Annotated in this window: 13 protein-coding genes; 8 read left to right on the top strand and 5 right to left on the bottom strand. The window is 74.1% G+C overall.

What is annotated here, in order from left to right:
• Nucleotides 1-39: 39 nt before the first annotated feature.
• Both ACZ411_RS11385 and ACZ411_RS11380 read right to left on the bottom strand, forming a co-directional pair.
• Nucleotides 40-792, bottom strand: a complete 753-nt coding sequence (locus tag ACZ411_RS11385; RefSeq protein WP_104289435.1) for an SDR family NAD(P)-dependent oxidoreductase — start codon at nucleotides 790-792, stop codon at nucleotides 40-42.
• A 91-nt stretch (nucleotides 793-883) separates the two neighbouring features.
• Nucleotides 884-2986: an MMPL family transporter gene (locus tag ACZ411_RS11380; protein ID WP_464170692.1), complete on the bottom strand. Its 2103-nt coding sequence runs from the start codon at nucleotides 2984-2986 to the stop codon at nucleotides 884-886.
• Between the two features lie 79 nt (nucleotides 2987-3065).
• On the opposite strand from ACZ411_RS11380, the gene ACZ411_RS11375 reads away from it, so the two are divergent.
• Together ACZ411_RS11375 and ACZ411_RS11370 are read left to right on the top strand one after the other, a co-directional pair.
• Complete coding sequence (locus ACZ411_RS11375) at nucleotides 3066-3587, top strand: MarR family transcriptional regulator (RefSeq protein WP_464170690.1); 522 nt, start codon at nucleotides 3066-3068, stop codon at nucleotides 3585-3587.
• Between the two features lie 134 nt (nucleotides 3588-3721).
• On the top strand, nucleotides 3722-4600 hold the full coding sequence (locus ACZ411_RS11370) for a patatin-like phospholipase family protein (protein ID WP_464170688.1): 879 nt from the start codon (nucleotides 3722-3724) through the stop codon (nucleotides 4598-4600).
• 27 nt (nucleotides 4601-4627) lie between these two features.
• On the opposite strand, the gene idi is transcribed toward ACZ411_RS11370, so the two are convergent.
• The gene (idi, locus tag ACZ411_RS11365) at nucleotides 4628-5197 is read right to left on the bottom strand and encodes an isopentenyl-diphosphate Delta-isomerase (protein ID WP_464170686.1); all 570 of its coding nucleotides are present in this window, start codon (nucleotides 5195-5197) and stop codon (nucleotides 4628-4630) included.
• Between the two features lie 44 nt (nucleotides 5198-5241).
• Between idi and ACZ411_RS11360 the strand changes: the two genes are divergently transcribed.
• Genes ACZ411_RS11360 through ACZ411_RS11340 form a run of 5 tightly spaced genes read left to right on the top strand, consistent with a single transcriptional unit; the run spans nucleotide 5242 to nucleotide 10513 of the window.
• The gene (locus ACZ411_RS11360; protein WP_258070248.1) at nucleotides 5242-6312 is read left to right on the top strand and encodes a polyprenyl synthetase family protein; all 1071 of its coding nucleotides are present in this window, start codon (nucleotides 5242-5244) and stop codon (nucleotides 6310-6312) included.
• The gene (gene crtI, locus ACZ411_RS11355; protein WP_464170683.1) at nucleotides 6309-8915 is read left to right on the top strand and encodes a phytoene desaturase family protein; all 2607 of its coding nucleotides are present in this window, start codon (nucleotides 6309-6311) and stop codon (nucleotides 8913-8915) included. Before ACZ411_RS11360 ends, crtI begins: the two co-directional genes overlap by 4 nt.
• A complete protein-coding gene (locus tag ACZ411_RS11350) occupies nucleotides 8915-9259 on the top strand; it encodes a lycopene cyclase domain-containing protein (protein WP_104289431.1) in 345 nt (114 codons plus the stop codon). The genes crtI and ACZ411_RS11350 overlap by 1 nt, the downstream gene beginning before the upstream one ends.
• Entirely contained in the window at nucleotides 9256-9624 is a 369-nt protein-coding gene (locus tag ACZ411_RS11345; protein ID WP_094116771.1) for a lycopene cyclase domain-containing protein, read from the top strand. The genes ACZ411_RS11350 and ACZ411_RS11345 overlap by 4 nt, the downstream gene beginning before the upstream one ends.
• Nucleotides 9617-10513: a prenyltransferase gene (locus ACZ411_RS11340; RefSeq protein WP_094116770.1), complete on the top strand. Its 897-nt coding sequence runs from the start codon at nucleotides 9617-9619 to the stop codon at nucleotides 10511-10513. The genes ACZ411_RS11345 and ACZ411_RS11340 overlap by 8 nt, the downstream gene beginning before the upstream one ends.
• An 11-nt stretch (nucleotides 10514-10524) precedes the next feature.
• On the opposite strand, the gene ACZ411_RS11335 is transcribed toward ACZ411_RS11340, so the two are convergent.
• Nucleotides 10525-10845, bottom strand: coding sequence for a hypothetical protein (locus ACZ411_RS11335; protein ID WP_464170680.1), 321 nt, complete (start codon nucleotides 10843-10845; stop codon nucleotides 10525-10527).
• 437 nt (nucleotides 10846-11282) lie between these two features.
• Here ACZ411_RS11335 and ACZ411_RS11330 point away from each other — a divergent pair, with 437 nt between their 5' ends.
• Complete coding sequence (locus tag ACZ411_RS11330; RefSeq protein ID WP_464170678.1) at nucleotides 11283-11747, top strand: SGNH/GDSL hydrolase family protein; 465 nt, start codon at nucleotides 11283-11285, stop codon at nucleotides 11745-11747.
• On the opposite strand, the gene ACZ411_RS11325 is transcribed toward ACZ411_RS11330, so the two are convergent.
• Nucleotides 11744-12535: a LysR substrate-binding domain-containing protein gene (locus ACZ411_RS11325; RefSeq protein ID WP_464170676.1), complete on the bottom strand. Its 792-nt coding sequence runs from the start codon at nucleotides 12533-12535 to the stop codon at nucleotides 11744-11746. The genes ACZ411_RS11330 and ACZ411_RS11325 overlap by 4 nt on opposite strands.
• Between the last annotated feature and the right edge of the window lie 7 nt (nucleotides 12536-12542).

The following is a 12542-nucleotide window of genomic DNA, read 5'->3' as shown; positions in this document are numbered from 1 at the left end:
ATCGCGGACCAGCCGCCGGCCGCCGGCGCGTGCGGCCGGCTAGATCGCGGACCAGCCACCGTCGGACGCCAGGATCACGCCGTTGACGTTGCGGCTCTCATCGCTCGCGAGCCAGGTGATGGCGTTGGCCAGCTCCTCGGCCTCGACGGGGGTGGGGATCATCGTCTGCATCAGCGGGCCGAGCACCTGTCCCGCGAGGGCGGAGCGCATGGGCGCCTCGATCGCCGTCTTCGTGGGGCCGGGCGCGACCGCGTTCACGCGGATGCCCTGCTTCCCGTAGATGACGGCGGTGTTCTTCGTGATGCCCGCGACCGCGTGCTTCGACGCCGTGTAGGCGACGCCCGCAGCGGATCCCCGGAGCGCCGCCTCCGAGGCGACGTTGACGATCGCGCCGGAGCCGGCCGCCTGCATGAGGGGCAGCACCGCGCGCGTGAGCCGCAGCACGGCGGTCACGTTCACGGCGAACACGAGGTCCCAGGTGCGGTCGTCGACCTCGCCCGCGGGGAGGAAGCCGTCCATGATCCCGGCGACATTGGCGAGCACGTCGACCCGGCCGTCGGCGGCGTCGACGATCGCCTGCACGCCGTCCTCGGCGGTGATGTCGCCGACGACCGGGACGATGTCGAGCTCGGGGTGCTCGGCGACGAACGCGTCGAGCCGCTCGGCGACGACGTCGGCGGCGATGACGCGCGCTCCGTCCTGGGCGAGTCGCAGGGCGGTGGCGCGGCCGATGCCGCTCCCCGCTCCCGTGACGATGGCGGTGCGTCCGGCGAAGCGCGGCTCGTGGGTCATGGATCCTCCTCGATGGGTCCGGCGGGTGCCGGTGCCGCGATTATGGCACAGGGTGCCATAAATGACCCGGGACGAGGAGGATCCGCGCGCGCTACCCGGCGGTCGTCGCCGCGACCGGCTCGTCGACCCGGGCGCCCTCGTGCCGCCCCGGCCGGTGCGACGGCCACCAGAAGCGGTCGCCCAGGATGAACACGAGCGCCGGCACGAGGAGCGTCCGCACCACGAGCGTGTCGAGCAGCACGCCGATGCACACGATGACGCCGATCTGCGTGAGGGCCACCACGGGCAGCACCCCGAGCACTGCGAAGACCGCGGCCAGCAGGATGCCCGCGCTCGTGATCACGCCGCCCGTCGAGGCCAGCGCCCGCACCATGCCCTCGCGCGTGCCGTGGAGCCTCCGCTCCTCCCGCGCCCGGGTGACGAGGAAGATGTTGTAGTCGACCCCCAGCGCCACCAGGAACAGGAACGCGAACAGCACCACGTTCGCGTCGAAGGCCGGGAAACCGAGGACCTGCTGGAACAGCAGGTTGGCCGCGCCGAGGCTCGCGAAGAAGGTCGCCAGCACGCTCGCGATGAGGAGCACCGGCGCCACCAGCGAGCGCAGCAGCAGGCCGAGGATCACGAAGACGATGGCCAGGATGATCGGGATGATGAGCCCCTGGTCGCGCTCGGAGGACGCGGCCGTGTCGGCGGCCGTGGCGTCGCTGCCGCCGACGAGCGACGCGGACTCCTCGCCCGGGGCGTCGGCGTAAGCGGCGCGGAGGTCACGCACGGCGGTGAACGCCGCAGCGCTCTCGGGCTCCGCGTCGAGCTGCACGTCGATGCGCGTGCGGCCCTCCGCCGACTCGCCCGCCCGGGCGCCCTCGACGCCGGGCACCGACTCGGCGGTGGCGACCGCGTCCGCCGCGGCCGCATCCGGGGCGAGCACCACGGTCTGGGCCGTCAGGCCCGCCGAGAACGACGCGTCGACGACCTCCTGGGCGGCGACCGACTCCGGGTCGCCCAGCAGCTGGTCGGTCTGCGAGAGGCCGACGCGCGCGCCGACGAGGCCGAGCGCGAGGACGCCGACCCCGGCGAGGGCGACGACCGCCACGACCACGGGCCGCCGCTGCACGCCGAGCCCGAGGCGCCGCCAGACGCCCGGCTTCCCGCCGTGGTCGACGTCGGACCCGACGCGCGGGATGAACGGCCAGAACAGGCCCCGGCCGCAGACTACGAGGGCAGCGGGCAGCACGAGCAGCGCGGCGGCGATGGCGATGACGACGCCGATCGCGCACGCGAACCCGAGGGCGCGGTTGCCGGACAGCTCGGCGGCCAGCAGCGTGATGAGGCTGAGCGCGACGGTGCCGCCGCTCGCCGCGATGGCCGGGCCCGCGCTCGTGACGGCCGTGAGCATCGCCCGGTGGCGGTCCTCCTGGCGGGTCAGCTCCTCCCGGTAGCGGGCGACGAGCAGCAGCGCGTAGTTCGTGCCGGCGCCGAAGACGAGCACCGACAGGATCCCGCCGATGGAGGCGTCGATGGTGATGCCGAACGGCTCGGAGACGGCCGTGACGACGACGCGGGCCAGGCCGTCGGCCGCGCCGACCACGGCGAGCGGCACGATCCAGAGCACGGGGCTGCGGTAGGTGACGATGAGCAGCACGGCGACCACGAGCACCGTGACGAGCAGGAGCCGGAAGTCGGCGCCCGCGAAGGCGTTCGAGATGTCCGCCTGGAAGCCGATCGGGCCGGTGAGCTGGGCGGTGAGCCCGTCGGGGAGGCCCTCGCCCGCCGTCGTGCGGAGGGTGTCGGCGGTGGCGGCGATGTCGTCCGCGGCGTCGGAGGCGTCGAGCGGGACCGCGACGAGCGCCGCCCGCCCGTCGTCGCTGAGCTGCGGCACGACCGCCTGCGGCGCGAGGGAGTCCGCGGCCAGCGCCTGGGCGCGCTCGGCGATCGCGGCCGTGTCGGCGTCGGTGAGGGCGGCGCCGTCGCGGCTGAAGACGAGGATCCCGACGGTCGTGTCGGCGCTCGGGAAGCGCTCGAGGAGCTCGCTCACCTGCCGGGCCTGGCTGGACTCGGGGAGCCCGGACGGCGGGAACGCGTCGGCCTCGCCCTTCGGCAGGAAGGCGAACAGGGCGGCCACGGCGGCGGCGGCCACCACCAGCGCGATCCAGGCGGTGCGCCGGGCGCTGACGAAGCGGGCGATCGATCTCACGGGTTCCTCCAGGGGTGCGGTGATCGTCAGCCTACTGACTGTCGAGCTTCCTTAGCGAACGCGGACGTACGATGGGGGAATGTCCAGCACCGAGAGCCGCCCCGGACCGGAGGCGTCCGACGCCCTGCCGGGGCCCGGCGCCGGGGTGCCGGTCGCCGCGGGCGACGCGGGCGAGATCGGCCGCGCGCTCCGCGACGTGCTGGGCCTCGCGGCCGGGTTCGAGCGCCGCCTCGGCACCGTGCTCGCGGTGAACCCCACCGACATGAAGGCGATGGAGCACCTCATCCAGGCGGGATCGCTGTCGCCCACCGAGCTCGCGGGCCGCCTCGGGATCACGACCGCGGCGGCGACGCTCGTGGTCGACCGGCTGGTGGAGGTCGGCCACGTCGACCGCCGGCCGCACCCGCACGACCGCCGCCGGGTCGTCGTCGTCCCGCGGCCCGCGTCCGTCGGGCGCGCCATGGACGAGCTGATGCCCATGATCGGCGGCGTCGCCCGCGCCGCCGACGCGCTCTCGCCGCGCGAGCGCGCGACCGTGCTGCGCTTCCTCGGCGAGGTGCGCGAGGTCTACCGGGAGGCGTCCGACGGACCCGTGGCCTGACCCGCCGGATCCACCGCGCGTGCACCCGGCGCTCGGCCGGCGGGCGGCCGGCGTCCACCGGGCTCGGGGATGATGGACGCGCGTCGACCACCACGACGACCACCACCACCGACGTGCACACGAAGAGGAGAGCCATGACCGGCAGCGGACGAGAGACCCCCACGGCGACGCGCGGACTGGTCCTGGGCGGCGGCGGCGTCGCCGGGATCGCCTGGGAGACGGGCCTCGTCTCCGGGCTCATCGCGGCGGGCGTCGACCTCGCGGGCGCCGACACGGTCGTCGGCACCTCGGCCGGATCCGTCGTCGCCATCAACCTGCGGGCCGGCGCCATCGACGCGGCCTACGACGAGCACTTCGTCGACGTGGCGGGCATGGCCGAGCCGATGGGCAGCCGTGACCTCGCGCGCACCGTCGAGGTCATCGGCGAGGGCGTCGCGAGCACCGCGGGCGAGATCCCCACGCGCCAGAGGATCGGCGAGCTGGCCCTCGAGGAGTACGACCCCGAGGTCGACGACGCCGCGAGCGTCGAGCGCATCGGCCAGCTGCTGCCCGTCCGCGACTGGCCGGAGGCGGACCTCCGCATCACCGCAGTCGACGCGGGCACCGGCCGCTTCACCGTGTTCGACCGCGCGTCCGGCGCCGACCTCGTGCGCGCGTCCGCCGCCAGCTGCGCCGTGCCCGGCGTCTTCCCGCCCGTCACCATCGACGGCCGCCCCTACATGGACGGCGGCATGCGCTCCGGCACGAACGCCGACGTCGTCGCCGACCACGAGCGGATACTCGTCATCGCGTGCGGCCCCGAGGCCCCGACCTCCGGCATGGGACCGACCCTCCCCGGCGTGGTGCAGCAGCTCCGCGGCCGCGCCGACGTGCTCGTGATCCAGGCCGACGCGGAGAGCACGCGCGCCTTCGGCGAGAACTCGCTCCTGCTCTCGACCCGGAAGGCCTCCGCCGAGGCGGGCCGTGCCCAGGCCGAGCGCGTCGCCGACGAGGTCCGCGCCTTCTGGGGCTGATCCCACCCTCGTCGGTGAGGCGCCGGCTCAGGCGGCCGGCACCGCCGCCTCCGAGAGCCCGGCGTGCGCCGCGTGCTCGGGGTAGAGCAACGGCAGCTGGAGCGTGAGCCACGGGCTGAACGCCCACGGCGTGAGGGCCACGGCGGTGGTCAGCTGCTCGGGATCCACCCACCGGTACTCGCCCACCTCCTCGGGCCGCGGGTCGACCGGGGTGGCCGCGACCGCGCGGAACACGGGGCAGATCTCGTTCTCGACGACGCCCGCGGCGTCGGTCGCGCGGTAGCGGAAGTCGGGCAGCACCAGCTCGACCGAGGCGAGGGCCAGCCCGAGCTCCTGCTCGGCGCGGCGGTGCACGGCCTCGAGCATGTCCTCGTCGGGCGCGGGGTGGCCGCAGAACGAGTTGGTCCAGACGCCGGGCCAGGTGAGCTTGCCGATCGCGCGGCGCGTGACGAGGATCCGGCCCTCCGCGTCGAACACGTGGCACGAGAACGCGAGGTGCAGCGCGGTGTCGCGGGTGTGGACCGTCGCCTTGGGCGCCGTGCCGATCTTCTCGCCGTCGTCGTCCAGGAGGACGACGAGCTCGGTGTGCTGTGACATGCGCTCCCTGCTTTCCGTTACCCCCTCGATGTTAGGTTTCATCCGTGGACGCCACCAACCTCGCTGCCGTCTCCACATCGAGGCAGGCCCACGTGAACGGCGTCCTCGACGCGTTCTTCGCACGGTCGCTCGTCCGCGCCGAGGTCATGGGCGACGAGTACGTGAAGCTGTGGCGCACGCTCGAGTCCAACACGGCCGGCGGCAAGCGCTTCCGCCCGCGCATGGTGATGGCCGCGTACGACGGCCTCGGCGGCCAGGACGTGCAGGCCGCGGCCCACGTCGGCGCCGCGTTCGAGATGCTGCACACCGCGCTCATCGTGCACGACGACGTCATCGACCGCGACTTCACCCGCCGCGGCGGCCCCAACGTCTCCGGCTCCTACCGCGACATCGCGACCACGCAGGGCCTGCCCCAGCCGCTGGCCGAGCACCGCGGCATGTCGGCCGCCGTCATCGCCGGCGACCTCGCGCTCGTCAACGCCTACCGCCTCATCGACGCGAGCGGCGTGCGGGACCTCACGCGCTCGCACCTGCTCGAGATCCTCGACGACGCCGTGTTCGCGTCGGCCGCGGGCGAGCTCATCGACGTCGAGTTCTCGCTCACCGCGGAGGTGCCGAGCGTCGAGGAGATCCTCCGCATGGAGCGCCTGAAGACCGCCGTCTACTCCTTCGAGGCGCCGCTCCAGGCCGGCGCCGTGCTCGCGGGCGCGCGCCCCGAGGTGGTGACCGCGCTCGGCGACTTCGGCCGTGACATCGGCATCGCCTACCAGGTGGTCGACGACGTCCTCGGCGTCTTCGGCGACGAGGAGGAGACCGGCAAGACGAACCTCGGCGACCTCCGCGAGGGCAAGCGCACCGTCCTCATCGCCCACGCCGTCCGCTCCTCGGAGTGGAAGGAGATCAGCTCGCTCGTCGGCAAGGACGACCTCTCCCGCGGGGAGGCGGCGCTCGTCCGCTCGGTGCTGGAGAGCTCCGGCGCCCGCGCCTACGCCGAGGGCGTCGCGCGCGACCTCGCCGTCGCCGCCTGCGCGCGCCTCGAGGACCCGGTCGTGCCGGAGGCCCTCCGCCGGGAGCTCGCGCCCGTCGCGGAGTCCGTGCTCGGGCGCATCCGATGACGGCTCGCCGCCCGGGCCGTCGCGGCCCTGCCCCCGAGGCGCCCACCGGCCTCGAGAAGTACGACCGCGTCGCGCAGGAGACGGCCTCCGTCGTCATCCGCCGCTACTCCACCTCCTTCGGGCTCGCGTCGCGCCTCCTCGGCGCGGACGTGCGGCAGCACATCGAGAACGTGTACGCGCTCGTGCGCGTGGCCGACGAGATCGTCGACGGCGCGGCGGCCGGCGCGGGCGTGGATCCCGCGCACGTCGAGGCCCTGCTCGACGCCCTCGAGCAGGAGACCGAGGACGCGATGCTGCGCGGCTACAGCGCGAACCTCGTCGTGCACGCCTTCGCGATCACCGCCCGCCGGTCCGGCTTCGGCGCCGAGCTGACGGCACCGTTCTTCGCGTCCATGCGCATGGACCTGCGCCGCATGGAGCACACGCCCGCCTCCTTCGTCGAGTACGTCTACGGATCCGCCGAGGTCGTCGGCCTCATGTGCCTGCGGGCGTTCCTCGTCGGCCACGCCACCACGCGTCCCGAGCGCATCCGGTTCGAGGAGGGCGCCAAGCGGCTCGGCGCCGCGTTCCAGAAGGTCAACTTCCTCCGGGACCTCGCCGCCGACCACGGCGCGCTCGGCCGCAGCTACTTCCCCGGCGTCGACGTCGCGACCTTCTCCGAGGCCGACAAGGAGCGGATCCTCGACGACATCGACCAGGACCTCCGCATGTCCGGCGCCGTCATCCCCGACCTGCCCGCCTCCAGCCGACGCGCCGTCGCGCTCGCGCAGGGCCTCTTCGCGGAGCTCGCCGTGCGCCTCCGGGCGACCCCCGCGGCCGAGCTGGCGCGCACGCGCGTGCGGGTGCCGGATCCCGTGAAGGCCCGCATCGCGCTCGCCGCCGCCACGGGCGCGGAGCCCTCCGGCCTCGACGGCCGCCTCGTCCGCCGTGCCCGCGGGCCCCGCGGCCCCCGCGCCGCGCGCCCCGTCCCCGCCCCGTCCGACCCCGAGCAGCAGGAGAGCGCCATGACCGCACCCACCGCCATCGTGATCGGCGGCGGGATCGCCGGCCTCGCCTCCGCCGCGCTCCTCGCCCGCGACGGGTACCGCGTCACCCTCGTCGAGGGCCGCGACGACGTCGGCGGCCGCGCCGGGTCGTGGGAGAGGGACGGCTTCCGCTTCGACCTCGGCCCCAGCTGGTACCTCATGCCCGAGGTGTTCGACCACTTCTTCCAGCTCATGGGGTCGAGCGCCGCCGAGCAGCTCGACCTGGTGCGTCTCCCCGGGTACCGGGTGCTCTTCGAGGGCGACCCGGACCCCATCGACATCCGCGACTCCCGCGAGGCGAACCTCGACCTGTTCGAGTCGGTCGAGCCCGGGTCCCGCCCCGCCATGACCCGCTACCTCGACTCCGCGAAGGACGTCTACGAGGTCGCCAAGAAGCGCTTCCTCTACACGACCTTCGCCGACTACCGGCCGCTGCTGAGGCGCGACGTCGTCACCCGCACGGGCACGCTCGCGAAGCTGCTGCTCACCCCGCTCGAGACGCACGTGGCCCGCTACGTGCAGGACCGCCGCCTCCGCCAGATCCTCGGCTACCCGGCCGTCTTCCTCGGCTCCTCGCCGAAGCTCGCGCCGAGCATGTACCACCTGATGAGCCACCTCGACCTCGAGGACGGCGTGCTGTACCCGCAGGGCGGCCTCATCACGGTCATCGAGGCCATCGAGCGGCTGGCCCGCGCGGAGGGCGTGGAGATCCGCACCTCGTCGCCCGTCTCGCGCATCGTCACCGAGCCGACGACGGCCGGGCGGGCGCGGGCGCGCGGCGTGCAGATCACCACCGACGCGGGCACCGAGACGCTCGAGGCCGACGTGGTCGTCTCCACCGCCGACCTGCACCACACCGAGACCCAGCTCGTCCCCGAGGCGTTCCGCACCTACCCGCAGTCGTACTGGGACAAGGGCACCGCCGGGCCCGGCGCGGTGCTCGTGTACCTGGGCGTCCGCGGCGCGCTGCCCGAGCTGCACCACCACACGCTGCTGTTCACGGAGGACTGGGACGAGAACTTCTCCCGCATCTTCCCGCCCAAGGGCGGCACGACCTCGGTGCCGGATCCCGCGAGCATCTACGTCTGCAAGCCCAGCGCCACCGACGGCTCGGTCGCGCCGGAGGGCCACGAGAACGTCTTCATCCTCGTGCCCATCCCCGCCGACCCGTCCATCGGCCGCGGCGGCATCGACGGCGCCGGCGACGCGCGCGTCGAGGAGATCGCCGACCGCGCCATCCAGCAGATCTCCGACTGGGCCGGCATCCCCGACCTCGCCGAGCGCATCGTGCTCCGCCGCACCTCGGGCCCCGGCGACTTCGCCGCCGACCTGCACTCGTGGAAGGGCACCATCCTCGGGCCCGCGCACACGCTCACGCAGTCGGCCATGTTCCGCGCCGGCAACACCAGCAAGCGCGTCGACGGGCTGCACTACGCCGGCGGATCCACGATCCCCGGCATCGGCCTGCCCATGTGCCTCATCAGCGCGGAGATCCTCGTGAAGCGCCTCCGCGGCGACACGTCGACCGGGCCGGGCGCGGTGCCGCTCGTGCCCACGGTCGGCCGCCCGGTGGCGTGATGGGCCTCCTCTACCTCACCGCGCTGCTCCTCACCATCGGCTGCATGATGCTCATCGACCGCCGCTGGCGCCTGTTCTTCTGGCGGGACCCGATGGCCGCGGCGCTCACGACGGCCATCGGCGTCGCGTTCTTCCTGCTGTGGGACATCGCCGGCATCTCGCAGGGCATCTTCTTCCGCGGGGAGACCTCGTTCATGACCGGGATCCTCGTCGGCCCGGAGCTGCCGCTCGAGGAGGTCTTCTTCCTCACGCTGCTCTGCTACCTCACGATGAACCTCGTCAACGGGTTCAGCCGCCTCGCGGACCACCACGTGGCCCGGGCCCGGGAGCGGGCGAACCGATGAGCTACCTCGTGCTCGACCTGCTGTTCCTGCTGCCCGTCGCGGTCGTCGGGTTCCTGTTCCGCCGCCTGCTCCTCCGCGAGGCCGCCGCCGTGCCGTACGGGTCGAGCCGCTTCGACTACCCCGAGTACTACTGGTACCGCCGGATGCCGGTCGTGATCCTGCTCGCGATGACGCTGGTCTTCGACAACATCATGATCGAGGTCGGCCTCGTCGGCTACGACCCCGACGCGCTCGTCGGCCTCATCCTCCTCAACGCCCCCATCGAGGACTTCGCCTACGCGATCGCCGCCCTCGTGCTGCTGCCGGCCGTCTGGTACCTCCTCCGTCGTCGTCGCCGCGTGTCCGGGATCGAAGCCCATGGGTGACGTGCGCGCGCGCCCGGGCGCCGCCGAGGTGCTCCGCACCATCGCGCTGTCGTCGCGCCCGCTCTCGTGGGTGAACACGGCGTTCCCGTTCGCGGCCGCGTACCTCACGGTCACGCGCGAGCTCGACCTCACGGCGGTCCTCGGCACGCTGTACTTCCTCATCCCGTACAACCTCGCGATGTACGGCATCAACGACGTTTTCGACTACGAGTCCGACATGCGGAACCCGCGGAAGGGCGGCGTCGAGGGCGCGGTCCTGGCGCGGGCGATGCACCGGCCGGTGCTCATCGCGGTGCTCGTCACCAACGTGCCGTTCCTCGTGTACCTGGTCGCCGTGGGCTCCGCCGCGAGCATCGCGGTGCTCGCGGTGAGCGTCTTCGCGGTCGTCGCGTACTCGCTCAAGGGCCTGCGCTTCAAGGAGCGTCCGATCCTCGACTCGCTCACCTCGAGCACGCACTTCACCTCGCCCGCCGTCTACGGCATCGTGCTGGCGGGTGGCGCGTTCACGCCCGCGCTGTGGGCGATCCTCGCGGCGTTCTTCCTGTGGGGCGTCGCGTCGCACGCGTTCGGCGCGGTGCAGGACATCGTGGCCGACCGCGAGGGCGGCATCTCGTCCATCGCGACCGTGCTCGGCGGGGCCGCCACCGTGCGGATCGCCGTGCTCGCCTACGCGGCGGCCGGTGTGGCGATGCTCTTCACGGGGCTGCCGGGGGTCATCGCGGCCGTCCTCGTGATCCCGTACATCCTCAGCACGGCGCCCTTCTGGTCGATCCGCGACGAGGACGCGGAGGCCGCCAACCGGGGCTGGCGCCGCTTCCTCGGCCTCAACTTCCTCTCCGGCTTCGTGGTGACGATGCTGCTCATCGCGTACTGGCTCACGAACCCCTGACCCGCGGGCCGTCAGTAGTGCGTCGGCATCATGCCCGCGATGAGCTGGCGGCGGCGACGCGCGTGCTCGCCCGCGAAGGAGAGCAGCTCCATGTCGTGCTCGCGCATCCACGCGACGGCCTCCTCCAGCGTGACGGCGGTGGACACCCAGACCCGGCGGCCGGAGTCGTCGACCGCGTCGGCGTACACCTCGAAGACGGGCTCGGCGCCGGCGGCGCGCACGGTGGGCACGACGTAGCCGAGCACGGGCTGGGACGCGACCTGCACGCGCCAGGCGCCCTGGTGGAAGCGGGCGTGCGGGTGGTGGATGAGGGGCTCGGGCTCGCGGGACATCGGTGCTCCTGGTGTCGGGACGGGGGCGAGCGCCCGGCCGCGCTCGGGGACGACGATAGGCTCGGCGTCCGACAACGGGGGTGCCGGGGCGCATGATGGATCCACGCCCCTCGATCCCCAGGAGCCCATGACCCCGCCGATCCGCATCCTCCACCAGGCCGTGCGCCCGTTCGTCGCCGCCAGCCTGCGCGGGGGCATCCCCACCCCGCTGACCGCCACCGTCCCGACGGACGCGCCCGTCGGCGTGGTCCCGGGCCCCGATCCCGACCGCATCCTGGCGCTCGGCGGCATCGGCGGATCCGGCGTCGGGCTGCGCACGCACGCCGACGGCGTCAGCGGCCCGGACGGCGACGTCCCTCGCCGAGCTCACGGGGCGCGGCGTCGAGTGGCGCACGGTCCCGCTCGCCGACCAGCACCTGGCGGCCACGCAGGACGCCGTGCGGCAGGTCACCGAGCTGCACCGCTACGACGTCGTGGTCGTCATGCCCGGGGTCGCGGACGCACTGGAGCTCGCGCGCACCACGCCGTGGGTCCACCGGCTGGAGGACCTCCTCGACCACCTCGTGGAGCAGACCGCCGACAACTCGCTCGTGCTCGTGTCGGACGTGCCCCAGGTGTCGCAGTACGTGGAGGCCGGCGCGTTCGTGCGCGGCCTCTTCCGCGACCACGCGATGCACCTCTCCGAGCGCAAGGCCGAGGTCTGCGGCCGGTTCCCGCAGGCGGTGTCGGTGAAGCTCCCGGACGCGGGGCCTGTGGACTTCGAGGGCGGCGAGTCCCGCTACTCCTCCATGTACCCGCCCGCTGGGGCGCGTACGTCGCCCGCGTGGTCGCGGACCTGCAGGCGGAGGGCGGCACGTCCTGAGCCCGCCCCGGGACGGGATCCCGGCCCGCCGTGCGCCTAGCGCCCGCGACGCCCGCCGCGCGGCGGGGGAGTGCGCCTGGCGCCCGCGCCGCCCTTCGCGCCGGGCTTCGCCCCGCCCGCGGCGCCCGGCCGCTTCCCCGCGGCCTTGCGCGCGGTCTTCTGCGCCGCGGTGGGCTTCCGGCGGTCGCGCTCGTCGTCGTCGCGGGAGGACCGGGAGCTCGCGGCCGTGCGCCCGCGGACGATGCCCACGAGCTCCTCGATGTCCGGGGAGGCGTCGCCCTCCCGCCAGGCGACGGCGATCCGCGTCTCCGGCAGGTCGTGGACCGGGACCGCGACGACGTCCTTGCGCGCGTGCAGCCGGCCGAGCGCATGGGGCACCACCGCGAAGCCGACGCCCGCGGCGACCAGCTCGACGGCCGCGGCGGTGTCCGCGGGCAGCGGGACGGGATCCGCGCCGCCCGCCGTGCGCCCCGGCCACCCGGGCACGGTCTCGGCGGGCTGCAGCAGCAGGTCCTCGGCGAGGTCCGTGAGCGCGACGGCGTCAGCCCGCGCGTGCGCGTGGTCCTTCGGCAGGAGCGCCACCTGCACCTCGCCGTAGAGCGGGACTATCGTGAGGCCGCGCCCGTCGACCGGGAGGCGGAGGAAGGCGACGTCGACGGATCCGTCCACGAGCGCCGGTGCCGCGTTTCCGGCTCCCGCGAGCGGCACGACCCGCAGCGGCACGTCCGCGACGCGCTCGTCCCAGGCGCGGGTCCACTTCGCGACGGTGACGCCCGGCACGATGGCGACCACGAGCCCGCGCGGCGGCGCGGCGGCCTCCTCGGTCACGCGCCGG

Source organism: Clavibacter sp. AC415, from assembly GCF_979252985.1.
The sequence above is the reverse complement of the archived record's forward strand: the minus strand, read 5'-3'. Positions and strand labels throughout refer to the sequence as shown.

What these genes read in the sequence shown, in the direction of transcription:
- ACZ411_RS11385 (WP_104289435.1), bottom strand. Translation starts at nt 792, where the DNA reads ATGACCCACGAGCCGCGCTTCGCCGGACGCACCGCCATCGTCACGGGA.
- ACZ411_RS11375 (WP_464170690.1), top strand. Translation starts at nt 3,066, where the DNA reads ATGTCCAGCACCGAGAGCCGCCCCGGACCGGAGGCGTCCGACGCCCTG.
- ACZ411_RS11370 (WP_464170688.1), top strand. Translation starts at nt 3,722, where the DNA reads ATGACCGGCAGCGGACGAGAGACCCCCACGGCGACGCGCGGACTGGTC.
- idi (WP_464170686.1), bottom strand. Translation starts at nt 5,197, where the DNA reads ATGTCACAGCACACCGAGCTCGTCGTCCTCCTGGACGACGACGGCGAG.
- crtI (WP_464170683.1), top strand. Translation starts at nt 6,309, where the DNA reads ATGACGGCTCGCCGCCCGGGCCGTCGCGGCCCTGCCCCCGAGGCGCCC.
- ACZ411_RS11350 (WP_104289431.1), top strand. Translation starts at nt 8,915, where the DNA reads ATGGGCCTCCTCTACCTCACCGCGCTGCTCCTCACCATCGGCTGCATG.
- ACZ411_RS11345 (WP_094116771.1), top strand. Translation starts at nt 9,256, where the DNA reads ATGAGCTACCTCGTGCTCGACCTGCTGTTCCTGCTGCCCGTCGCGGTC.
- ACZ411_RS11340 (WP_094116770.1), top strand. Translation starts at nt 9,617, where the DNA reads ATGGGTGACGTGCGCGCGCGCCCGGGCGCCGCCGAGGTGCTCCGCACC.
- ACZ411_RS11335 (WP_464170680.1), bottom strand. Translation starts at nt 10,845, where the DNA reads ATGTCCCGCGAGCCCGAGCCCCTCATCCACCACCCGCACGCCCGCTTC.